This window comes from SAR86 cluster bacterium, from assembly GCA_023703615.1.
GTDB lineage: Bacteria > Pseudomonadota > Gammaproteobacteria > Magnimaribacterales > D2472 > MED-G85.
Map to the genome: position 1 here is coordinate 279,342 of CP097971.1, position 22,756 is coordinate 302,097.

Here is a 22,756-nt window from a genome sequence, read left to right on the forward strand (position 1 = left end):
AATGCATGATTCAATGCAACTAAAACTTGAAAAACTTGAACAAAGAATTAATGAAATTCAAGAATTATTAATTGACTCTGATACTGTTAAAGATATTGAAAAATATACAAATCTTAATAGAGAGTTCTCTGATATTAAGCCCATAGTTGAAAAATTTGTTGAATATAAAGAATTAAATCAATCCATTAACGAGGCTAAAGAAATGATTAATTCCTCAGATCAAGATCTTGTAGCTTTAGCTGAAGAAGAACTTAAAGAAATTTCTGACAAACCATCTAATTTAGAACAAGAACTTAAATTTATGCTGTTACCAAAAGATAGTGCAGATGATGGTTCTGCCTTCATAGAAATTCGAGGCGGAGCAGGGGGCGATGAAGCAAATATTTTTGCAGGCGATCTTTTTAGAATGTATTCGAGGTTGGCTGAAAGAGAAAATTGGATAATGGAGATTATTGATATAAAACATGCTGAACAAGGTGGATTAAAGGAGGTTGTTGCAAAATTAATTGGAAAAAGTGTTTTCAAGGTTCTAAAATTTGAATCTGGAGTACATAGAGTGCAAAGGGTTCCAGAGACAGAGTCACAAGGAAGAATACATACTTCAACTTGTACTGTTGCAATATTACCTGAAGTTGGTGAGATTCAGGATGTAATTATAGATAAAAGTGATTTGAGAGTTGATACTTTTAGAGCCTCAGGAGCTGGAGGACAGCATGTGAATAAAACAGATTCAGCAGTAAGGCTTACACATATTCCATCTGGTTTAGTTGTTGAATGCCAAGACGGAAGATCTCAACATAAAAATAAAGAAAAAGCATTATCATTGCTTGCTGCTAAACTAAAACAAGCGGAAATAGAAAATCAACAACAAACAATTGCAAGCGAAAGAAAAATATTAGTTGGAACTGGCGATAGAAGTGAAAAAATAAGAACTTATAATTTTCCTCAGGGAAGAATGACAGATCACAGGATTAAACTTACTCAACATAACCTTGATCAAATAATGGATGGTGATATTAAAAGCATTTGTGACGCTTTACTATCTGAAAATCAGCTTGCAATGTTATCGGAGATAGAATCAGAATAATTGGATAAAAAATTAAGCCACTACATAGAGAGAATCAAAGATTCATTTGCTCGAAATACAGATATCAATAAAGAATTTATTTTCTTTTTAAAAGAGAAATTAAAAATCGCAGATTTAGACATCTTATCTAAAAATTTTGAAATCTCTAATTATCAAATTGATCTTATACATAAATTTATTGATGATAAAAAAAAAGGTATACCAATTGATTATATTTTAGAATCATCATTTTTTAATGGAAGAAAGTTTATTGTTGATAACCAAGTCTTAATTCCAAGACCAGAAACAAAATTATTAGTAGATTATATAAATAATTTATACCTTAAGAAAAATGCAAAAATTCTAGATGCTGGATCAGGATCTGGCTGTATAGGAATATCACTTGCATTAGATAATCCGAAAATTTTAGTATATGCAAATGACATATCTTTCCAGTCATGTGAAATATCAAAAGCAAATAAAATCATGCATGAAGTTAAGAACTATTATTTGATAAATAGTAATTGGTTATCTTGTTATCAAGAAAACATTTTTGATTTAATAGTAAGTAATCCTCCTTATATTGATAAGAATGATGTTCATCTAAAAAAACTTATACATGAACCAAAAATTGCACTTATTGCAGAGGAAAAAGGACTTAGAAATTTTAGATTAATCACTAAGCAGGCATATGGCAAATTAAAAAAAGATGGAATTTTAATATTTGAGCATGGATATAATCAATCTAAAGATGTTAAATTAATACTAAAGGAAAATGGATTGCATGATATAAAAACTATCAAAGACAATAATTCGAATTTTAGAGTAACTTTTGGAAAAAAATAAGATTAATACTACACGGTTCAATAATGAAATTTAAAGGATATATCGAAGGTTACTATGGCAGGATTTTATCCTGGGAAGAAAGAAAGTTTATTGTTGACCAACTTTCAATTAATAATTTAAATACTTACTTTTATTGTCCGAAAGAAGATCCGTTTCACAGACTAGATTGGAAAGAACCTTATTCTATAGATTGGCTTAGCTCTTTTTCAAATTTTCATTCTTATTTAAAAGATAAGAATATAAATCTTATTTTTGGCATATCACCAGGTATTGATTTTACTAATTCTTTTGAAGAATTAAAGAATAAAATTCAATCTTTAGTTGATTTGGGAGTAAATAATGTAGCAATTTTATTTGATGATTTATCAACTACAGAGGATGGCGAAAAACACGCAGAGATTATAAATGAATGTATCAAAATGTTTATGGAAGTTAAATTTTATTGTGTACCCTCTGAATATTCATCTGATCTATGTAAACCTAATTTAAAAGGAAGTATATATATAAAGAAACTAGTATCGACTCTTAATTCAAAGACCACAATCTTTTGGACTGGCGACAATGTAATATCCGATGACTTTTCTGATAATAAAATTAATGACTGGCGCGAACATTTAAAACATCCATTAATTATTTGGGATAATTTTTATGCCATTGATTATTGCATGCCAAAGATAGTTATTGACGATTATTATTCAATAAAAGATATGTCTTTAGACAAACTAGAAGGAATTCTAATTAACCCAACTGGGTTTACACAAATTGATCAAATTATATTAAATCTATTTGCAAATAGGGTAAATAGAAATGACAAAACGTTTGACGAAATTATCAATAATTCAGATTTGCCAGAAGATTTCAATTCTGTTGAAGATTTTTTTAGATTTAAAGCAAAAGCAAGTGGCACCAAAGAAGAAATACAAGCACTAGAAAAAATCTTATGGAATTGGACTGGAAAGTTAAAGACAGAATTGTATCCTTATTTACATATTTTAGTAGGCTTATTGAAAAACAGATCAAATGCTAAATTTATGTTTGATAGATTTAAAATTGAATTTAAAGAGTAGTTGCATTAATAAATAATCTGACTAGTCAACAAATTTTACAAACGAATCAATAGGCTCTCTACTAGTTTTATAATTATTTATTGGATGATCCGAGTTGGGATAGCCTAACGCTATACCACACCAAACAATCTCGTTATTTGGATGTTTAATAACTGATCTCACAGTTTGTGGATATATTGACCAAGATTCCTGAAGACACATGCCAAGACCCTCATTAACTGCTAACAACCACAGATTTTGAAGAAACATTCCAACATGTCCCCAGCCATTTTTTGAGAAAGACTTATCAATTGTAATAATCATTGCTGTAGGGGCTCCAAAAAATTTAAAATTTTCTTTAATTTGATCCAATCTTTTATTAATGTCATTTCTTTCTATAGACAATGCTTTATACATATCAGAAGCACATTGAGATCTTCTTAATCTGTATTTTTCTTCTAACGGTTTTGGATATATTTCATATTCAACTTTTTCTTGAATGCCATCATTATAATTTTTTAAAGCTTTAGATATTAATTTATTTTTTGATTTCTTATTTAGTACATAAACATTCCAGGGCTGAATATTTCCACCTGATGGTGCTTTGTTTGCAGTTTCTAGTATGTTTATAATAATTGACGTATCTACTTTTTTTTCCAGAAAATTCCTTACTGAAAATCGAGATTCAATTAATTTTTTAATGTTCATAATTAAAATTTTTTGTCACAATTTACCTTTCCTTCTTATATAATTTATAAAAATCAATTAATGGGGACAATCAAATGATAGCAGATATGCAAAAATGGACACCAAATATAGCTAGCATTATTGAGCATGCTAATCAGTTTCATCCAAATACTGAAGTTGTAAGTAGAATGGTTTCAGGAAACATTCATAAAACTAATTATTCTGAAGTATGTACTAGATCAAGAAAGCTTGCTTCTGCGTTAGAAAAAGATGGATATAAAGAGGGTGATGTCATAGCAACACTAGCACTAAACACCTATAGGCATTTAGAAATGTACTACGGCATATCAGGCATGGGTGGAATAAATCATACTTTAAACTTTAGATTACATCCTGAGCAAGCTGTATACATAATCAACCATGCAGAAGATAAAGTAATTTTTTGTGAAACACCATTTATACCGATACTAGAAGGATTACAAGAAAATCTAGAGTGTGTCGAAAAATATATTATTCTTTGTGATACATCAGAAATGCCTGATACCAAATTAAAAAATGCTATTTCATATGAAGAATATATAAAAGATGGAGATGAAAACTATGAGTGGCCTGCATTGGCAGATGATGCCGCATGCGCGCTATGTTATACCTCAGGAACAACTGGAAATCCAAAAGGTGTTCTATATTCACATAAATCAAATATTTTACATGCTCAAGCTGCATTGACTGCAATGAGAATTGATCCTGAAGAAACAATTCTTATGGTAGTACCTTTATTTCATGTTCTTGGTTGGGGAATTCCATATTTTGGTCCAATGTATGGATCTAAGCTTGTCATGCCAGGAATGCAAATGGAGGGAGAACCCTTATATGAGCTTATTGAAAAAGAAAAAGTTACTTTAGCTTTTGGTGTTCCAACTATATGGATGGGTCTTTTAGCATACTGTAGGGACAATAATAAAATTTTAGACTCAGTAAATAATACAATTATTGGTGGATCTGCATTGTCTCTATCTACGCTTCAGGAGTTTGATGAAGTCCATAATGTAAATGCTATCCACGCTTGGGGTATGACTGAAATGAGCCCATTAGGCGTAACGAATCTTCCAACGTCAGCTATGGAAAATATGAATAAACAAGATAAATATGCTATCCAATTAAAACAGGGTAGACCAATATATGGCGTTGAACTAAAAGTCGTAGATGATGCAGGAAATGACCTACCTCACGATGGTGAATCTCAAGGACATTTACTTGTAAGAGGCCCTTGGATACTTCAAAAATATTTTAAAGCTGAAAATGATTGTGTTGATAAAGACGGCTGGTTTGATACTGGTGATATTTCTGTTTTAGATGAAGATGGCTATATGACTATCAAAGACAGAGCAAAAGATGTTATTAAATCAGGAGGAGAATGGATTAGTTCAATTGATCTAGAAAATGCTGCTTTTGGTCATCCTGAGGTTGCTGAAGCGTGTGTAGTTGGGTTACCTCATCCAAAGTGGGATGAAAGACCAATGTTATTTGTTGTTACTAATACAGGCGAACCAATTGAAAAAGATAGCATTATTAATTTTTTAAGTGACAAGGTTGCTAAATGGTGGTTACCAGATGAAATAATTTTTTTAAAAGAACTTCCACATGGCGCAACAGGTAAATTACAAAAATTTGAGTTGAGAGAAGAATATAATAATCATTACATGGAGCAATAACATGTTGAAAGTTATAAAACCATCAGAAATAGACTCTGTTAAGGGAACTGAAATAGGCATTTCAGATTGGATTACTATTGATCAAGAGAGAATTGATAAATTTGCAGACGCAACAATGGATCATCAATTTATTCATGTTGATTCTGAGAAAGCAACAGCAGTTTTTGGATCAACCATAGCTCACGGATTTTTATCGTTATCATTAGTTGCAGGAATCCCATTCAGTCAAGGCATCGGTATGATTCTTGAGGGTACAAAGATGGGATTAAATTATGGATTAGACAAGGTAAGATTTTTAAGTCCAGTTCCAGTAAATTCAGAAGTTAGAATTATAATGAAGTGTATTGATGTAACTGAAAAAAATCCGGGACAATACCTCGCCAAGACAGAAGTAACTATGGAGATTAAGGGTATTGAAAAACCTGCATTCGTTGCTGAAACTTTAAGTATGTTTATTGTTTAGTTAAGAATATTTTTAAGAATATCATTTACGCTTTTTGGATTAGCTTTTCCTTGAGTTTCCTTCATAACCTGTCCTACAAAGAAACCAAATAGCTTATCTTTTCCACCTTTGTATGCAGCAACCTGATCTGGATTTGAATCAATAACCTTTTTAGCTATTTCCTCTAGCAATGATTCATCTTGAATTTGAACAAGACCCTTAGATTTGATTATCTCATCAACATCAGAACCATTATCCCAGATTTCCTCAAGAACTGATTTAGCAATTTTTCCAGAAATAGTACTATCTGTGATTCTCTCAATTAACTTTCCAAAGTTTTCTGGAGATAAATTTGATTCGTCAATTTCAATATTATCTTTATTAAGCAAAGCACTAACATCACCAACTAGCCATTTAGCTACCAACTTAGTGTCATCTGTTTTGCTTGAAGCTGCTTCAAACATGTTAGCCATTGTTTTAGACGAAGATATAATTTTTGCTTCGGACTCCTCAAGCCCAATTTCAGAAATATATCTATGTTCTTTTTCTTCTGGAAGCTCAGGAATATTATCTTTTATTTCTTTTAACTCCTTGTCTGAAATTACTACTGGCAGAAGATCAGGACAAGGAAAGTATCTATAATCATTTGCTTCTTCTTTAGACCTCATAGACCTAGTTTCATTTTTTTCACTATCATACAATCTAGTTTCTTGAACAACAGAATCACCATTTTCAATAACTCTAATTTGACGATCGATTTCATAATTAATTGCTTTTTCGATAAACTTAAAAGAGTTTATATTCTTTAATTCTGCTCTTGTACCAAGTTCGGCGTCATCTATTCTTTTTACAGAAACATTTACATCACATCTCATAGAGCCTTGTGCCATATTTCCATCACATATATCTAAAAAAGTTACCAGTTGTCTTACAGCTTTAAAATAAGCAACAGCTTCTTTAGCATTTGAAATTTCAGGCTCTGAAACAATTTCCAGAAGAGGTGTACCTGCTCTATTTAAATCTATACCAGTTTCGCCCTCAAAAAGATCATGTATTGACTTTCCTGCATCTTCTTCTAAATGAGCTCTGGTAATATTTATAACTTTTTCTGTATCATCGATTAAAATTTTGATAGATCCTTTTTCAATAATTGGCTTAGTCATTTGAGTAATCTGATAACCCTTTGGCAAATCAGGATAAAAATAATTCTTTCTATCAAAAGAAGATATTTGATTAATTTTAGCTCCAGTAGCAAGACCAAATCTAATGGCCTTATAGAATGCTTCCTTATTTGCAACTGGCAGAACACCTGGCAAACCCATATCGACTAGGTCAACATGTGTATTTGATTCAGCTCCAAATTTAGTAGAACCTCCTGAAAATAGCTTTGATTTGGTTGAAAGCTGAGCATGAATTTCCAAACCTATTACTGTTTCCCAGGTCATTTTTTCATGCCTTCAGGTGTATAAAGATGCCAATCTGTTTTAGTTTGATACATATGAGCAAAGTTCAAAATTGAAGGCTCATCCAAAAAATTACCAATAATTTGTAGGCCAATTGGTTTATTATCAATATTACCATTAGGAAGAGACATTGCTGGTAGCCCTGCAAGATTGGCTGATATTGTGAAAAGATCCTCAAGATACATTTGAATTGGATCACTACCTTTAGATCCAATCTCAAAAGCAGCACCCCTGGTTGTTGGAGTCATAATTACATCAACGTTAGAGAATGCATTATCAAAATCATTTTTAATTAACCTTCGAACTTGTTGGGCTTTTTTATAATAAGCATCGTAATATCCGGCAGACAGTACATATGACCCTATAAGAATTCTTCTTTTTACTTCATCTCCAAATCCCTCGGAACGCGTTTTCACATATAACTCCTCAAGATCTTTTGTATTCTCAGATCTTCTGCCAAACTTAACTCCGTCAAATCTCGATAAATTAGATGAACACTCTGCTGGTGCTACAACATAATAAGTTGGAACAGAAAGCGAAAGATTAGGAAGTGAAATGTCTACTAGCTTAGCGCCTAAAGATACAAATTCTTTTAAAGAATTTTCATAAACTTGAATTACATTATCATCTAGACTAGATAAATCTAAATCTTTTACTATTCCAATTTTTTTCCCATCTAATGGATTGCTTAAGTTCTCTTCAAAATTTGGAATTTCTTCATCCAGTGAAGTTGTATCTTTACTATCATGTGAACACATTTCATTAAGAAGGAATGCACAATCTTCAGCAGTTCTTGCCATTGGACCTGCTTGATCAAGACTTGATGCAAATGCAATCATCCCCCATCGGGAAATCCTTCCATATGTAGGCTTTATACCAGTAATTCCGCAAACGGAAGCTGGCTGCCTTATTGATCCGCCTGTATCAGTTCCAGAAGCCGCAGGTACAATTCCAGCTGCTATTGCGGAAGCAGAACCTCCAGAACTCCCTCCAGGAACAAGATTCTTACCCCATGGATTATGAACATTTCCATAAAAACTTGTTTCATTTGATGAACCCATAGCAAATTCATCCATATTAGTTTTTCCAATGGAAATACACCCCGCATTTTCTAGATTTTCTATCACAGTAGCTGAATAAGGTGGAACAAAATTACTAAGCATATTTGAACCACACGTTGTTCGTATACCCTTTGTACAAAAGAGATCTTTTTGCGCAATAGGAATTCCAGCTAAAGGAAGATCTGAGGGATTATTATCATAATCTTCAGCTTTTTTTATAGCATCTTCTTTATTAAGTGTAATAAATGCATTTAAATTTTTATTTTCTTCAATTAGTTTATATGCTTCAAGTGTGATTTCTCTATTTGATATCTCTTTTGAAGAGATCATTTTTTTAATTTCTTTAATTGTTTTATATTTAATTGTCATTCAACAACCCTTGGAACTAAAAAGTAGTCTTCGTTAGCAGATGGAGCAACTTCTAATAACTCTTTCTTGAGATTTTTAGCACTAACATGATCTTCTCTAGTTTTTGCCGTTTTTTCTAGTGGATTAGTAAGGGGATTAATTTTAGATGTATTGACGTCATTTAATTGGTCAACAAATTTGATTATATTCTTAAGATCTTCTGTGATTTTATCCTCTTTTTCAACATCAATCTTTAGTCTTGATAGGTAAGATATTGTTTCAACTGTTTTCTTGTCCATATATAGGATATTATTATAGATCAGTTGCAGAATATTAACTCAACTGGTGTATTTTTTATATAATTTATAGGGTAAAAAGGTGGAATTCAATATATTTAAGACTCTTAGAGGTTACTTTTCAAATGACCTTTCAATTGATTTGGGAACGGCAAACACTCTAATTTACACTAAAGATGTAGGAATAGTGTTGAATGAGCCATCTGTGGTAGCAATTCGAGAATCTAGAGGACAAAAAACAGTAGTTGCAGTAGGGGTAGAAGCAAAAAAAATGCTTGGTAGGACGCCAGGTAACATAAAAGCAATAAGACCATTATCAGAAGGCGTCATTGCAGACTTTCAGGTAACTGAAAAAATGTTACAACATTTTATTACAAAAGTTCATGAGCAAAGATTTATTAAACCTAGTCCTAGAGTTCTTGTATGTGTGCCATGTAGATCCACACAAGTTGAAAGAAGAGCAATAAGAGAATCAGTCTTGGGAGCAGGAGCAAGAGACGTAAAGCTAATTGAGGAACCCATGGCAGCAGCAATTGGTGCAGGATTGCCAGTTGAAGAGGCAAGTGGAAACATGGTTGTAGATATTGGTGGGGGAACATCTGAGATTGCAATTATCTCTTTAAATGGTGTAGTTTATTCAGAATCTGTAAAAATTGGCGGTGACAAAATGGATGAATCAATAACGTCATGGATCAGAAGAAACTATGGTTGTGTAATTGGTGAATCAACAGCTGAAAAAATTAAATACACTATTGGATGCGCCTCACAAGAATCAGAAAAAAAAGAAATGTCTATAACAGGAAGAAATCTAGCAGAAGGCATACCAGAAACATTTAACATTAATAGTGAGCAAATTTTTGATGCAATGAAGGATCCTTTATTTGGTATTGTTCGTGCAATCAGAAATGCCCTTGAATTATCACCACCAGAATTAGCAGCAGATATTGCTGAAAGAGGTATTGTTCTAACTGGTGGCGGGGCATTAATGCGAGATTTAGATAACCTAATATCTTCATCAACAGGTATACCTGTTATTGTAGCTGAGGATCCATTAACTTGTGTTGCAAGGGGCGGCGGTCAAGCATTAGAAATAATGGACAAGTACAATATTGATCTTCTATCTTCTGAGTAATCATTATGGCGAGATCAACGCCAACTAGGTCACATAAATTCCAGTTTTTATTTTTTATTTTACTTTCTTTATTTTTTTTGTATTTAGATATCAACAACAAATCTTTTAACGGATTAAAGGTATTTTACAAAACTTCATCTATTTCAATTAGTACGTTTTTTAAAGACGCGGTTAAAAAGCCATTTTTATATATCTATGACTTTTCTAAATCAAAAGATAAGTTGTTAAGAGAAAAAAATGAACTCAGAGATCTATTAAATCAAAGTCAATTATCAAATTTTTTCTTAATTAATAATAGTAATTTTTATATTTATGAAGATTTACATAAAGAATTTTTAGAAAAAAATGATGTCAATGAATTATTTATTTTAACAAGACTTGTAAATTTCGATGCAAATGCTTATTTTTGTTGTGATAAGCATCGACTTTTTATAAAACCATTAGACAAAAGTATTGACACGCCAATGTTAAGTCCAGTTTTTAATTCCTCTGGCTTAATTGGACAAACCATAAACCATAAAAACCTTGTTAGTGAAGTAATAATCTTAAGTGATACTTCACATTCTTTACCAGTAAAAATTGAAAACAACAATTTTTATTGTAACGCGCAAGGTTCTGGAAATCCTGGAGTAATCATATGTAAATATAATAATTTAGATTGGAATCAGAAATTATCAATTAATCAAAAAATTTATACTTCAGGACTTGGAGGTATATATCCCGAGGGTATTTATGTTGGATTTATTGAAGATATAATTACTGAATCAGAAGAACAACTTAAATTAAGAATTAAATTAATTTCAGATCCATTAGATCAAAATATATTCGGGGTAATTAGACAAAATGAATAACCTTGGAATTCTAAAGTTTATTTTATTAATATTTATTGTTAACTTTTTTGACTTATTTGTTGGGACATTTTTAATTAAATACTTTCTTGTAATACCTTTAACTTTTTTGTTTTTTAGTTTTTATGTTTATAGGCAAAATCATAATGTGTCTCCAATATTTTCATTTTTAATTGGAATAATTGTTGATCTCATTTCATATACTTTTATTGGCCTTAATGGATGTCTTTTTTGCTTAATGACTTACATTATTAATAACTACTCAAATACTTTTAAATTATTTTCTTACTTCCAAATATGTATCTTTTTTGGTTTGTCCGCAGCATTCTATGTTGGATTTAGCCATTTATTTGTAAATTTAGGAAATTTTTCCTACTTAACTTTATTTATAAGCGCTATCTTGAATACGTTATTATTTATAATTATTACAATGATAAATTTTTATATTCCAAGAACTTTTATAAGAAAAAACTAAACAAATTATTATTAATTTAATGATAAGAAAATTTAAGACCTTTATCTCTCTTTTTTTGATCAGTCTATTGTCTGTAATTTTTATTTTTATTTTTATTTTATTATTTAAGCCGAATTTTTATGTAAACTTTATCGATGAAAAATTTGTTAAAGATTACTCAATAAACTATGAAGATCTTAAATCTACCAAGAATATTTTTAAGCCTGTATTAACTGCAAAAAATATTAAATTAGTTGACGGTCTTAACAACGAAGTTTTATTAATAGAAGATATAAAAATTGGCATTGATTTAATAGAATCTATTAAGAAAAAATTTATTCATTTTTCTATACTTGAAATTAAAAGTTTTTACGCGCAAGAGCAATCTTCAAATAATGCAGAATACAAAAACAAATTTAAAGGAAGGAAATTATATTTAGCAGATGGCAATTTTAGTTTAGCATCTGAAAGTTATAAATTTTATTTGTCAGGTGAAAAAGTATTTTTTGAACTATTCAATGGTTTGATAAATGCTCTGCCTTATAAAAAATTAAGAGGCTACTATGATCCAATTGAAAAAAAAATATTCTTTTCTTCATTTCATACTCTAAACGCAACAAATATAGAAGAGGCCAAACTTTTTGACTTGAGTTCTTTAAAAAATAACGATATAAATTTAAGGCTTTATGCTAAGGGTTTTTTTAATACTAAAAATAATAATTTACAGACAATAAACAAACTTGAATTTTATAATTCTAATTTTGAAACTGTTGACGAATACAAAATACAAGATATCAATGCTGTTATTTTTTCAGATAAGAATAGGTCTTACTTTGGCAGCTTCACATCTTTAATACCTGATCAGAAAATCAAAGGTAAAATTATTTTTAAAGCTCAAAAGCCATTAACTATAAGAACTAATTTAAATGTAATTATGGATAATCTAATACCAGAAAATGAGTATTTTTATGTTACTGGAGAAGAAAATTTCCAAACTAAAATTATTTTAGGTGAAAAAAAAGTATCGCTTGAGCTTAATTCAGATCTTCAAAAAACTATCATTAGATCAAAAATACAAAATTTGCAAAAAGGTCTCGGACAAAATGAAACAACAAAAATATTTATAGATGATTTATCAAAAAATATCTACAAAGTGAAAAGCAAAAAGTATGACATTTTTTATGACCAGGATAAAGGCGGAGGATATTTTATATATGGAGACTATTTTTTAGATAAAGCAAAAAAAATTAACAATAATAATTTTGATATTTACTTGGACTTACAAAAATTTAACATTAATAGCTTGGATTTACCTTCTGAAGATCAGTCTTCATTTGCAATCAATTTATTAAAGGCCAGAGTCAAAGAGTTCTCTTTCTTTGACAATAATTATAATAATCAATTTTTAACTGTTTTATTTTCAAAAAATTCAATAAAAAGCATAAAATTGAGTTCAAACAGTTTGAACATATCAGTAAATTTTGATAAGTCTGGATTCATTAGAACTGATGTTAAAAATACGAATTTTAATTTTTATAATTCAGGAATTAACAAACTTTCTTTAAATCAATTTAATAATTTAAATACTAGATTCACTGCTGAAAATATAAAAACAAATATAGGTGACATTAAAAATTTAGATTTATATTTTTTAAAAAATTTAAAAATTACTACCATTGACAATATAAATATTGATAGTGAATTTTTAAAAATAAAATCTCAAAATTCTAATGAAAAAGCATATATGAGTTACAACAATGAAAAAGATATATACAAAATAAAAGGCATATATAAACTAACTGAAAAATTTAAAAAAATATTAGACTTTACTAATTATGACTTTAGTTTCTTAGAAGCTGATTTAAATCTTCAATGGCAAGATATCGATGAGTTAAAAAATATTGAGGGTAATATGAAATTTTTAGTAAAAGATATAACCCTGGATAGAAATCTTCCAAACTCAACTCTCCTAAGAACATTAAGAATTTTAAATCTAAATTCTCTTTTAGAAAATGTTGATAACGAAAATAGAATTAATAGCAAAGGTTTAAAGATTCAGAGAGCTGCGGGAAATTTAATTTTCAGCGAGAATAGAGCATTAATTAAAGATTCAATTGACATAGAGACAGCTGATTCATCGATGCTATGGACAGGATTCGCTACAAAAAATACGTCTGGAGCAATACAAGAGTTAAATTTTGATTTATCTATGAGATTTAAATTATCTGAGAATATACCTTGGTATGCTGCTATTTTTGGTGGAATACCAGCATTAGCTGGAAGCTTTGTTCTAGAGAATATGTTTGATGGAACTATTACTGAGATTTCTACTATAAATTTTAAAATTACAGGCGATTTAGATGACCCTAATATATTAAGATTAAATTAGAAATACTGTTGCTAATCCAAGAAAAGATAAAAATCCTATTACATCCGTTATTGTGGTAACAACAACGCTTCCAGCTATAGCAGGATCTTGATTTAATTTTCTTAAAATCAAAGGTACAAATATACCAGCAATGACAGAACTTATAAGATTAATAATCAAAGCAGTAGATATTAAAAAAGAAAGAATAATTTCTTCAAACCAAATAAAAGTTGCCAATCCAACAAGAATAGACAACACAAATCCATTTAAAATTGAAACAGCAAGCTCTCTTTTAAATAGCCAATTTAAATTTGATGCATTAATTTGTTCTAGTGTTAAACCTCTTAAAACAATTGTAAGAGTTTGTGTCGCTGCGACACCACCCATGCTTGCTACAATAGGCATTAGAATAGCAAGATAGACTACCTTATCAAGAACATCTTGAAATATATTAATAGTAAGAGATGCTATAAAAGCAGTAATTAAATTCATACTAAGCCAAAATACTCTGCTCTTAGCAGCTCTACCTGGAGGAGCAAAAGTATCTTCTGCTACTCCAGCCATCCCTAAAAAATTTTGATCTGCGTCTTCTCGAATAACATCAACAACATCGTCAATTGTTATTCTTCCCAAAAGTTTTTTTTCTTCGTCGATAACCGCTGAGGAAACTAAATCATTTCTCTCGAAAAAAGTTGCAACTTCTTTATCATTTTGTGTGGCTTCAAGTGGCAGGATGTCAGTATCCATAATTTCTCTGACGATTAGAGAAGGGTCCGAAGTAATTATTTTACTGATAGATAGTTCTCCAACATAAACATCATTTTTTGAAACGACAAATATTTTATCTGTATTTTCTGGGAGTTCTTCTTGATTTCGTAAATATCGCAAAACTAATTCTAAACTATGATGCGGTCTGACACTTATTACATCTGTATTTAAAAGACCACCAGCTGTGTCATCTGGATATTCAAGACCTTCTTCGATTCTTTTTCTATCGCGTAATGACATTTTGGAGAGAATATTTTTAGTTCTTTCTTCAGGCAGATTTTGAAGAATATCTACAATTTCATCTAATTCTAGCTCTTTAACTGCCTCAGATAACTCATCATTAGAAATTTCAGAAATAAGATCTTGTTGAATCTCCTCACCTAGTTCAAAAAGAACATCGCCTTCCTCATTTGTTTCTAATAAAGAAAATAAGAATTTTCTTTGTTTGGGAGGTGATGACTCTAATGCATGGGCTATTTCAGAGGAAGACATTTTGTCTAATAATCTTTTGATTTGATTTATAGAAAGATTGGAAGAATCATCTAAGATAATATCTATATTTTTTTTGTTACTTACTTCTTCCATTTATCAATTCTACAACAAAGAAATTATTTTTATCTGTTTCTAGAAGAAGGTATATTTAATTTCTCTCTGTATTTTGCAATTGTTCTCCTTGCAATACCATAACCTTTTTTATTTAATTCTATAGTTATAGATTGATCACTTCTTGGTTTTTTTTCACTATCAATAATTTTTTTTATAACTTCCATTAATTGCATCGGAGTAACTTCTCTCGTTTTTGATACAGAAGTCACCAAAAAAGATTTTAATGGCATTATGCCCTTTGGAGTATCTATATACTTTGATCTAAGAATTCTAGAAACTGTTGAAGGATGAAGATTTAATTCTTCTGATATTTGCTTATTTGATAAAGGATTTATTTTAAGAGGATTGTCACCAAGAAGCGATAATTGTTTCTCACATATCAACTTTCCTACCTTTAAAACAGTATCATTTCTTTTTTTAATTGAGGATATAAGCCATTTAGCATCTTGTATTTTTTCTAATAAATCTTTATTAGGTTTTTTCTTTAACTCTTTTTTTACCTTTTCTATCAATTGATCATCTATTTTTATCTTAGGAAATTTATTTTCAATAAAATTAACATTTAAATTATTTTCTTTTATTGAAATTTTTAAGTCTGGAAGTATGTAATTTGTTGTTTCGAAATTTAAGCCAGGACTTAAGTCGCATGATTTTATTTCTTTAATAGCACGTTCAATGTCATTTTTATTGTATCCGTTATTAATTAAATATTGTTCAATTCCTTGCATATCAGCATTAATGTTCTCGGTTAATATTAATTTAGAGATTTCTTTTATATTAAAAGGTAGTTGCTTGTTTTCAATTTGTATTTGAATGCATTCCTTGAAATTTCTATAACCTATACCTGAGGGAGATAATTTTTGTATTATATTTATTAATGCATTCTCAAGTTCAGCAAAACTATAGTTAAAGTTCAGGATGTTCTCTATTTCCGAAAGGTCCTCTGCCAAGTGACCTGATTCGTCAAGAGAGTTGATTAATGCAAGGCATATCTCATACTTTTCTTTAGACAAATTCAAGTCATCAATTTGATCAATTAGGTTTTCATTTAAAGTAGCCTTGGCTTCCAAGCTAAAATCGAAATCATCAATATTAAGATCAGAAAGCTCTTCGAGATCATCTTCGTCATATTCTTCATTTTCCACAAAAGGATTTATTTCAATTTCTTTATCTATTTTTTGAATTAATTCAAACCTAGAAAGTTGAAGTAAATCAATTGATTTTTTTAGTGCTGGCGTAAGAGAGATTTTCTGTTTTTGTTTAAACTCTTTTATTAAAGAAATAGCCATTTCTACTTATATAAATTACCAAAATAAACTTTTTTAACTACTGAATTACTTATAAGTTCGTCTTTCGTGCCTTCTGCAATTTTTTTTCCTGCATTAATTACAAGTGCTTTATCACAAATTTCTAGTGACTCTCTAACATTATGATCGGTAATTAATATTGCAATTCCTTTTTTTTTGAGATTTAACAAGGTATTCTTTATATCATCAACTGCTATAGGATCTATTCCTGCAAATGGTTCATCCAATAAAATTATTTTAGGATCACTTGCTAAAGTTCTAGCTATTTCAACCTTTCTTCTTTGTCCACCTGATAGAACCCTTCCTTTTTTGTTAATAATATCTTCTAAATTGAATTCTTTTATAGATTTTTCAATAAAATCAGATACTAGATCTTTATCTTTAAATGAAATTTCAGCAAGACCTAATAAATTTTCTAGAACAGTTAAATCTTGAAATATTGAGGGTTCTTGTGGAAGATACTTTAATCCTAAAAACGCTCTCTTATGCATCGCTAGTGCAGAAATATTTTTCTCATTTAGAAATATTTCACCACTATCAGACTTTATAATTCCTGCAATTATATAGAAAACCGTAGTCTTTCCAGCACCATTAGGTCCAAGAAGTCCTGAAATAGTTCCTGACTGAATTTTAAAAGATATATCTTCAATGACTTTTTTATCTTTAAAACTTTTTGATATGTTAGTTATTTTAAGCATTACAGATCATTATTATTCTGAGGATATGATGACATCTCACCACTTACAGGATTAAATATTATATTTTCAGAATTAATTTCAATATTATCGTATTTAAGAGAAGCTGTTCCAATTAATTCAATCTTACTATTGCTATAAAAAATCATCTCACTTGCTTCACCAGAAAATTTATTGATATTATCTGAAGACTGTAATGATGATGGCTTGCCATAAACATGTATTGTTTTGTTTAAATTTTCATAAACTGCATCATCTGCTTTTATTTCAATTACTCCCGAATCAATTTTCACATTATTTTTAAAAAATATTTGATTAGATTCCTTCTTAATTTCAATTATATTAGAGTTAATACTTATCTCATCAACTTTTGTATCTGCAAATGAAGTTTGACAAATAAATGAGATAAAAATAATAAATGCTTTTTTCATCTTATAAAATTCTTGCTGTTATCAAATCATGCATTGAAATTACACCTACATTTTTTTCTTTACTCATAACCACTAATGTAAAGATTTTATTTTCTTCCATTATTTTAGCTGCATCAACTGCTAAGGCATTTGATCTAATTGTCTTAAAGCTTTTAGTCATCACATCTTTAATTTTAGTCTTATTTATATCTATTTTTTCATTTAAGCATCTTCTCAAATCACCATCAGTGAAAATACCAACGACTTTTGTTTTATTTTTTACAAGGGTTATCCCAAGACCTTTATTACTAACCTCAATTAAAGCATCACATAGCAATGCGTTTTGTGAAACTGATGGAATTTCCTTGCCCTTATGCATTAAATTTTCTACTTGTGTAATTAACTTTCTTCCAAGCTTGCCAGCAGGATGAGAGCTTGCAAAATCTTTTCTTGTGAAACCTCTTGCTTCAAGCAATGCTATTGCAAGAGCATCTCCAAATGCTAAGCTTGCTGTAGTTGAAGAGGTGGGAGCAAGATCAAGCGGACAAGCTTCTTTTTTTGTTTTAATTACAATGTTTATATCTGAACTTTTGGCTATTGAAGAAGATTTATTACCAGTTATCGCAACAATTTTATAACTAAATCTCTTTAGAGTTGGAATTATATTTATTAATTCTTCTGTTTCACCAGAATTTGATATTACCATCACGATATCTTTTTTATCAATCAACCCAATGTCTCCATGAGCTGCCTCTGTTGGATGAATAAAGATTGATCCAGTACCAGTGCTTGAAAGTGTTGCTGAGATTTTTTTTCCAATATGCCCAGATTTACCCACTCCCATAACTATTAATTTGCCTTTGCAAGAAATAACTGAATTACATAACAGATTAAAATTAGAATCTAATTGCTTGGATAGATCAGAAATAGCATCAGATTCAATTTTAAATGTTCTAATTGCAGATGCTTTATAATTATATTTTTTCATAGACTATATTTATTTTTGTTAATTACCAAATGCTATAATAATGCAATGTTCACAATTGTTAAAAATTTTTTCCTTGTATTAATTCTTGTAACTAATTCAGATAAGCTCATTTCAGAAACCGATCCATATATTTTTATTGACAAAAATGCTCAATTAATGGTTTCTGTATTAATTCAGAACAAAGATTTATTTGAGATTAACAGAGACTTATACGAAGATAAGATTAAAGAAATTTTTGAACCAATGATTGATTTTAGAAGAATTTCAGCGAGTGTAATGGGAAAAAAATATTATCTCATGGCAACAAAAAAACAAAGAGAAAATTTTGTTGGCGTTTTTAAGAATTCATTGTTAGATACTTATGCAGAGACATTAGCTCAATGGGAAGATCAATCAATAACTACAGTTTTTTCAGATGATATATATACAAACAAAAAAATTATTGAGGTTAGGCAAACTCTTGATACTGGCTCAAGTTTATATCCAATAGTATACAAGCTAAGGCAAGATAATGATTCATGGAAAATTGTAAATATTATTATTAATGGAGTGAATTTAGGACTAACTTTTAGGAATCAATTCCAGGCATTGGCAGAAAAAAGCAATAATGATTTAAATATAATAATTCAAGATTGGGTATCAGATGCTGGCGAAGAAATTTATATAGAAAACTCATGAATAAAGAAGAAATTAAATCAATAATTTTAAAAAAAATAAAAGATGCGGATCTTAAATTTGAGGGTGATTCGTGTAATTTTAATTTAACAGTGACCTCTTCCTTGTTTAAAGATCTTTCAATAATTGATCAACATAAACTAGTATTAAACTTACTAAGGAAAAATTTTGCATCTGGTTCATTGCATGCTCTGAGTTTAAATACAAAAATTAAATAGAGTGGAAAAATTATTAATTAAAGGTGGTAATAGTTTAGAAGGAACTATTAATTGTTCTGGAGCTAAAAATGCTGCTTTACCTATGATCGCAGCAACAATTATGTGCGACGAAAGTATTGTTTTAAAAAACTTACCTTATTTGCAAGACATAACAACAATGTTTGAGCTTTTAGGATCCATGGGATCAAACATAGTTTTAAATGAAAATATGGATTTTGAAATACTTTCTAATAATCTTAAAGATGTAGAAGCTAGATATGAATTAGTAAAAACCATGAGAGCCTCTATTCTTGTCTTAGGGCCGCTTGTTGCAAAATATGGAAAAGCAAGAATAGCTCTTCCTGGAGGATGTGCTATTGGTTCTAGGCCTGTTAATTTTCATCTAGATGCGCTAAAAAAATTAGGCGCCACAATAACTCTTAGAAATGGTTATATTGAAGCTTCAGCAAAAAAACTTCAAGGCACAAATATAGAATTCAAAGGTATTACTGTTACCGGTACGGAAAATATAATGATGGCTGCATCAATTGCAGAGGGTATAACAAAATTAACAAATGTGGCAAGAGAACCAGAAATTGTTGATTTAGCTGACATGCTCAATTCAATGGGTGCAAAAATATCAGGTGCAGGCTCTGAGGAAATTACGATAGAAGGCGTTGATAAATTACATAATTCTTCATTTTCAATTCCAGCTGACAGAATAGAAGCTGGAACATATTTGACAGCAGCTGTAATAACTAATGGATCAATAAAAATTGAGGGAATTGATCCAAACAGACTTTATGCTGTAATAAAAAAATTAAGAGACGCTGGCTCAGAAATAATTACAGACAAAAATTCAATATTTTTGTCAATGAAAAAGAGCAAACCTGAACCTGTTGATATTACAACAGCTCCTTTCCCAGAATTTCCAACGGATATGCAAGCTCAGTTTTCAGTAATAAATGCTATAGCTAACGGAAAGTCATATATTAATGAAACTGTATTCGAGAACAGATTTATGCATGTTCAAGAATTAAATAGAATGGGATGTAATATTTCTGTTGACGGAAATAAAGCTTCAATTACTGGCGTTGAAAATCTTTTTGGAGCTGAAGTCATGGCTACTGACTTAAGAGCATCAGCCAGTTTAGTTTTGGCAGGTTTATGTGCTCAGGGAGATACTATAGTAGATAGAATTTATCATATTGACAGGGGATATGAGCGTATAGAGGAAAAGTTAAATTATCTTGGTGCAAACATAACAAGATTGCCTAGTTGATAGCTTGACTTTTAATATTTAATTTTTTTATTTTATTATTTGAAATAATATCCATCTCAATAGTATCTCCAGGCACAGAATAATTAAGTGTTTGTGTTAAGTTAGCCCATGACGCGTTTTTATCGTTAATTTTAATTATGATGTCTCCAACACGCACGTTATTTTCAAATAAAGGTCCTTTTTCCTGAATTTCAACAATTTTTAGGCTTTCAATAATAGTACTATTAATATTAGTTTTTGTTCTTGAAACACGAAATCTTCCAATCCAAACGTTTCTTACTTTTCCGTATTTAATGAGCTCTGTTGCTATTTGGACAACCTTTTTGGATGGTATTGCAAAGCCTATGCCTTGATATGCCCCTGTTTTTGAAAAAATTTTTGCGTTTATGCCAATTAAATTACCATTAACATTGATTAATGCGCCTCCAGAGTTACCTGGATTAATTACCGCATCAGTTTGAATTAATTCTAAATAAGGATTTCCATAATCTCTTCCGGTTGCACTAATAATTCCACTCGATACAGAAAGACCAATACCATAGGGATTACCAATTGCCAAAACCTCATCTCCAACTTTTAAGTTTTCACTATCTGCAAAATTTATTGGATTTAATCTTTCTTTTGAATTAATTTTCAGAATAGCAATATCTGAATTTTTATCAATACCAATAATTTTTGCTTCAAATTCTGAACCATTATTTAAAGTTATTAGTATATTTTGACTACCAGAAATCACATGAAAATTTGTAACAATATATCCATCCTCAGAAAAGATAACTCCTGATCCAATTCCATTTACGTTATCTCTATAAATATTCTGCCTAAATGCCATTACCGAAACGACAGAAGGAACAGAATTATTTGCTGCTATAACAAGTTTATTATTATTGTTATATTTGTATAAAAATATTGATAAACCCAATACAATCACAAATATCAAAAAATAATTTTTATTAATTCTCATAATGTCCTTATTTAAAAATATCATTGATAACTTAAAAAACCAAGGAATTATTACTGATGATAGTCAATCAAAATTGATATCCAAACTATCAGAATATGAGCAAGATAACGCAAGCCCCATATCTTTTTTTAAATCAAAAAGAAAACAGGGCTTTTATGTATGGGGTGATGTTGGAAGAGGTAAAACTTTAATTATGATGACTTTTTTAAATTTGATAAAAAATAGAAAAGGAATTTTTCATTACATAGACTTTATGAATTACATTCATGAAAATTTGAATATTAAAAAAGGCATAAGAGATCCTTTATTAAAAATTTCAAAAGATCTTCAAAAAAAGTATGAATTAATTTTTATTGATGAATTCCAGATAGAAGACGTTGCTGATGCAATGATTATAGGTAATTTATTAAATGATTTAATTAATAATAAGGTTAAGGTCTATATTTCTTCAAATTCGGAGCCTAAAAATTTATATAAAGATGGTTTACAAAGAGAAAAATTCATCCAGTCCATGAACATCGTAAAAAATAAGCTAATTGTTTATGAGCTTGAAGGAAATTTAGATTATAGAATGATGAATTTTTATCAGGATGACACTAAAAAGAATAATAAAAATATAGGTGAAGATGAGATAAAAACTTTTATAGCTAAAAATTTTCAAAATGGATTCAAATCAATTGATAGTTTTGAAATTAATTCAAGAATATTCCCATGCAAATCTCTTGGAAATAACTATATTTGGATTTCTTTTAAAGATTTTTTCTCAAAACCAAATGGATCTAAAGAATACATAAAAATATGTAAAAATTATGAGTACATTTTAATAAATGAATTTTTTGAATGTGATGATTCCAATACAAGTATTATCAGAAGATTTATTTCTTTTATAGATATAGCCTATAAAGATAGCCAAAAAATTAAATTTTTTATTAAAGATATTGAAAATAATAAAATATATACTGGAAAAAAGCTCAATTATTTATGGGAAAGATGTGAAAGCAGGATTAAAGAAATGAGTACTAAAGAATATTATAATAATTTGTAAATTTTTATCTAAAACGTTGCTAATTTAACTCTTAAACATTAATATTCGCA

At 29.5% G+C, this 22,756-nt stretch carries 23 protein-coding genes; 13 read left to right on the forward strand and 10 right to left on the reverse strand.

All coding sequences use genetic code 11. The features are described from left to right. Position 1: 1 nt before the first annotated feature. The 3 genes from prfA to M9C80_01515 are packed head-to-tail and all read left to right on the forward strand — an operon-like array spanning position 2 to position 2,979. Positions 2-1,087, forward strand: a complete 1,086-nt coding sequence (gene prfA, locus M9C80_01505; GenBank protein ID URQ69855.1) for a peptide chain release factor 1 — start codon at positions 2-4, stop codon at positions 1,085-1,087. After that, positions 1,088-1,912 (forward strand): peptide chain release factor N(5)-glutamine methyltransferase, encoded by an 825-nt coding sequence (gene prmC, locus M9C80_01510; GenBank protein ID URQ69856.1) that lies wholly within the window; start codon positions 1,088-1,090, stop codon positions 1,910-1,912. Positions 1,913-1,935: 23 nt separating this feature from the next. Continuing rightward, positions 1,936-2,979: a protein O-GlcNAcase gene (locus M9C80_01515; GenBank protein ID URQ69857.1), complete on the forward strand. Its 1,044-nt coding sequence runs from the start codon at positions 1,936-1,938 to the stop codon at positions 2,977-2,979. A gap of 21 nt (positions 2,980-3,000) precedes the next feature. Here M9C80_01515 and M9C80_01520 read toward each other — a convergent pair whose 3' ends face one another. After that, positions 3,001-3,666, reverse strand: a complete 666-nt coding sequence (locus tag M9C80_01520) for a nitroreductase (GenBank protein ID URQ69858.1) — start codon at positions 3,664-3,666, stop codon at positions 3,001-3,003. Positions 3,667-3,740: 74 nt separating this feature from the next. Here M9C80_01520 and M9C80_01525 point away from each other — a divergent pair, with 74 nt between their 5' ends. Both M9C80_01525 and M9C80_01530 read left to right on the forward strand, forming a co-directional pair. Next, positions 3,741-5,357: a long-chain fatty acid--CoA ligase gene (locus M9C80_01525; protein ID URQ69859.1), complete on the forward strand. Its 1,617-nt coding sequence runs from the start codon at positions 3,741-3,743 to the stop codon at positions 5,355-5,357. Between the two features lies 1 nt (position 5,358). Next, positions 5,359-5,820 (forward strand): MaoC family dehydratase, encoded by a 462-nt coding sequence (locus M9C80_01530; protein ID URQ69860.1) that lies wholly within the window; start codon positions 5,359-5,361, stop codon positions 5,818-5,820. On the opposite strand, the gene gatB is transcribed toward M9C80_01530, so the two are convergent. From gatB to gatC, 3 genes are read right to left on the reverse strand one after another with little or no spacing between them, the layout of a single operon-like run. Then, the gene (gatB, locus tag M9C80_01535) at positions 5,817-7,244 is read right to left on the reverse strand and encodes an Asp-tRNA(Asn)/Glu-tRNA(Gln) amidotransferase subunit GatB (protein ID URQ69861.1); all 1,428 of its coding nucleotides are present in this window, start codon (positions 7,242-7,244) and stop codon (positions 5,817-5,819) included. The genes M9C80_01530 and gatB overlap by 4 nt on opposite strands. Next, positions 7,241-8,692: an Asp-tRNA(Asn)/Glu-tRNA(Gln) amidotransferase subunit GatA gene (gene gatA / locus M9C80_01540; protein ID URQ69862.1), complete on the reverse strand. Its 1,452-nt coding sequence runs from the start codon at positions 8,690-8,692 to the stop codon at positions 7,241-7,243. Before gatA ends, gatB begins: the two co-directional genes overlap by 4 nt. Continuing rightward, positions 8,689-8,970, reverse strand: a complete 282-nt coding sequence (gatC, locus tag M9C80_01545; GenBank protein ID URQ69863.1) for an Asp-tRNA(Asn)/Glu-tRNA(Gln) amidotransferase subunit GatC — start codon at positions 8,968-8,970, stop codon at positions 8,689-8,691. The genes gatA and gatC overlap by 4 nt, the downstream gene beginning before the upstream one ends. Before the next feature lie 91 nt (positions 8,971-9,061). On the opposite strand from gatC, the gene M9C80_01550 reads away from it, so the two are divergent. From M9C80_01550 to M9C80_01565, 4 genes are all read left to right on the forward strand, one after another. Further along, positions 9,062-10,099 carry a rod shape-determining protein gene (locus M9C80_01550; GenBank protein ID URQ70188.1) on the forward strand — a complete coding sequence of 346 codons (1,038 nt, stop codon included), beginning with the start codon at positions 9,062-9,064 and terminating at the stop codon, positions 10,097-10,099. A gap of 5 nt (positions 10,100-10,104) precedes the next feature. Then, complete coding sequence (locus M9C80_01555) at positions 10,105-10,950, forward strand: rod shape-determining protein MreC (GenBank protein URQ69864.1); 846 nt, start codon at positions 10,105-10,107, stop codon at positions 10,948-10,950. Beyond that, positions 10,943-11,422: a rod shape-determining protein MreD gene (gene mreD / locus M9C80_01560; GenBank protein URQ69865.1), complete on the forward strand. Its 480-nt coding sequence runs from the start codon at positions 10,943-10,945 to the stop codon at positions 11,420-11,422. Before M9C80_01555 ends, mreD begins: the two co-directional genes overlap by 8 nt. Positions 11,423-11,489: 67 nt before the next feature. Beyond that, positions 11,490-13,790, forward strand: coding sequence for an AsmA-like C-terminal region-containing protein (locus M9C80_01565; GenBank protein ID URQ69866.1), 2,301 nt, complete (start codon positions 11,490-11,492; stop codon positions 13,788-13,790). Here M9C80_01565 and mgtE read toward each other — a convergent pair. The 5 genes from mgtE to M9C80_01590 are packed head-to-tail and all read right to left on the reverse strand — an operon-like array spanning position 13,782 to position 18,543. Further along, on the reverse strand, positions 13,782-15,122 hold the full coding sequence (mgtE, locus tag M9C80_01570; protein ID URQ69867.1) for a magnesium transporter: 1,341 nt from the start codon (positions 15,120-15,122) through the stop codon (positions 13,782-13,784). The genes M9C80_01565 and mgtE overlap by 9 nt on opposite strands. Before the next feature lie 29 nt (positions 15,123-15,151). Continuing rightward, complete coding sequence (rpoN, locus tag M9C80_01575; GenBank protein URQ69868.1) at positions 15,152-16,432, reverse strand: RNA polymerase factor sigma-54; 1,281 nt, start codon at positions 16,430-16,432, stop codon at positions 15,152-15,154. Between the two features lie 2 nt (positions 16,433-16,434). Then, positions 16,435-17,148: an LPS export ABC transporter ATP-binding protein gene (gene lptB / locus M9C80_01580; GenBank protein ID URQ69869.1), complete on the reverse strand. Its 714-nt coding sequence runs from the start codon at positions 17,146-17,148 to the stop codon at positions 16,435-16,437. Continuing rightward, positions 17,148-17,576 (reverse strand): LptA/OstA family protein, encoded by a 429-nt coding sequence (locus M9C80_01585; protein URQ69870.1) that lies wholly within the window; start codon positions 17,574-17,576, stop codon positions 17,148-17,150. The genes lptB and M9C80_01585 overlap by 1 nt, the downstream gene beginning before the upstream one ends. Position 17,577: 1 nt before the next feature. Beyond that, positions 17,578-18,543 carry a KpsF/GutQ family sugar-phosphate isomerase gene (locus M9C80_01590; protein ID URQ69871.1) on the reverse strand — a complete coding sequence of 322 codons (966 nt, stop codon included), beginning with the start codon at positions 18,541-18,543 and terminating at the stop codon, positions 17,578-17,580. Positions 18,544-18,588: 45 nt separating this feature from the next. On the opposite strand from M9C80_01590, the gene M9C80_01595 reads away from it, so the two are divergent. The 3 genes from M9C80_01595 to murA are packed head-to-tail and all read left to right on the forward strand — an operon-like array spanning position 18,589 to position 20,697. Further along, complete coding sequence (locus tag M9C80_01595) at positions 18,589-19,221, forward strand: ABC transporter substrate-binding protein (protein URQ69872.1); 633 nt, start codon at positions 18,589-18,591, stop codon at positions 19,219-19,221. Beyond that, positions 19,218-19,436: a BolA/IbaG family iron-sulfur metabolism protein gene (locus M9C80_01600; GenBank protein ID URQ69873.1), complete on the forward strand. Its 219-nt coding sequence runs from the start codon at positions 19,218-19,220 to the stop codon at positions 19,434-19,436. Before M9C80_01595 ends, M9C80_01600 begins: the two co-directional genes overlap by 4 nt. A gap of 1 nt (position 19,437) precedes the next feature. Continuing rightward, positions 19,438-20,697, forward strand: a complete 1,260-nt coding sequence (gene murA, locus M9C80_01605) for a UDP-N-acetylglucosamine 1-carboxyvinyltransferase (GenBank protein ID URQ69874.1) — start codon at positions 19,438-19,440, stop codon at positions 20,695-20,697. Here the strand turns inward: murA and M9C80_01610 are convergent. Beyond that, positions 20,690-21,661, reverse strand: a complete 972-nt coding sequence (locus M9C80_01610) for a trypsin-like peptidase domain-containing protein (GenBank protein URQ69875.1) — start codon at positions 21,659-21,661, stop codon at positions 20,690-20,692. The genes murA and M9C80_01610 overlap by 8 nt on opposite strands. A gap of 1 nt (position 21,662) precedes the next feature. On the opposite strand from M9C80_01610, the gene zapE reads away from it, so the two are divergent. After that, complete coding sequence (gene zapE, locus M9C80_01615) at positions 21,663-22,706, forward strand: cell division protein ZapE (GenBank protein URQ69876.1); 1,044 nt, start codon at positions 21,663-21,665, stop codon at positions 22,704-22,706. Positions 22,707-22,756: the final 50 nt, after the last annotated feature.

Bases quoted from the DNA above. Each gene is read 5' to 3' on its own strand.
- prfA (URQ69855.1), top strand. From the start codon at position 2: ATGCATGATTCAATGCAACTAAAACTTGAAAAACTTGAACAAAGAATT.
- M9C80_01515 (URQ69857.1), top strand. From the start codon at position 1,936: ATGAAATTTAAAGGATATATCGAAGGTTACTATGGCAGGATTTTATCC.
- M9C80_01520 (URQ69858.1), bottom strand. From the start codon at position 3,666: ATGAACATTAAAAAATTAATTGAATCTCGATTTTCAGTAAGGAATTTT.
- M9C80_01525 (URQ69859.1), top strand. From the start codon at position 3,741: ATGATAGCAGATATGCAAAAATGGACACCAAATATAGCTAGCATTATT.
- M9C80_01530 (URQ69860.1), top strand. From the start codon at position 5,359: ATGTTGAAAGTTATAAAACCATCAGAAATAGACTCTGTTAAGGGAACT.
- gatB (URQ69861.1), bottom strand. From the start codon at position 7,244: ATGACCTGGGAAACAGTAATAGGTTTGGAAATTCATGCTCAGCTTTCA.
- gatA (URQ69862.1), bottom strand. From the start codon at position 8,692: ATGACAATTAAATATAAAACAATTAAAGAAATTAAAAAAATGATCTCT.
- gatC (URQ69863.1), bottom strand. From the start codon at position 8,970: ATGGACAAGAAAACAGTTGAAACAATATCTTACCTATCAAGACTAAAG.
- M9C80_01555 (URQ69864.1), top strand. From the start codon at position 10,105: ATGGCGAGATCAACGCCAACTAGGTCACATAAATTCCAGTTTTTATTT.
- mreD (URQ69865.1), top strand. From the start codon at position 10,943: ATGAATAACCTTGGAATTCTAAAGTTTATTTTATTAATATTTATTGTT.
- mgtE (URQ69867.1), bottom strand. From the start codon at position 15,122: ATGGAAGAAGTAAGTAACAAAAAAAATATAGATATTATCTTAGATGAT.
- rpoN (URQ69868.1), bottom strand. From the start codon at position 16,432: ATGGCTATTTCTTTAATAAAAGAGTTTAAACAAAAACAGAAAATCTCT.
- lptB (URQ69869.1), bottom strand. From the start codon at position 17,148: ATGCTTAAAATAACTAACATATCAAAAAGTTTTAAAGATAAAAAAGTC.
- M9C80_01585 (URQ69870.1), bottom strand. From the start codon at position 17,576: ATGAAAAAAGCATTTATTATTTTTATCTCATTTATTTGTCAAACTTCA.
- M9C80_01590 (URQ69871.1), bottom strand. From the start codon at position 18,543: ATGAAAAAATATAATTATAAAGCATCTGCAATTAGAACATTTAAAATT.
- M9C80_01595 (URQ69872.1), top strand. From the start codon at position 18,589: ATGTTCACAATTGTTAAAAATTTTTTCCTTGTATTAATTCTTGTAACT.
- M9C80_01600 (URQ69873.1), top strand. From the start codon at position 19,218: ATGAATAAAGAAGAAATTAAATCAATAATTTTAAAAAAAATAAAAGAT.
- M9C80_01610 (URQ69875.1), bottom strand. From the start codon at position 21,661: ATGAGAATTAATAAAAATTATTTTTTGATATTTGTGATTGTATTGGGT.
- zapE (URQ69876.1), top strand. From the start codon at position 21,663: ATGTCCTTATTTAAAAATATCATTGATAACTTAAAAAACCAAGGAATT.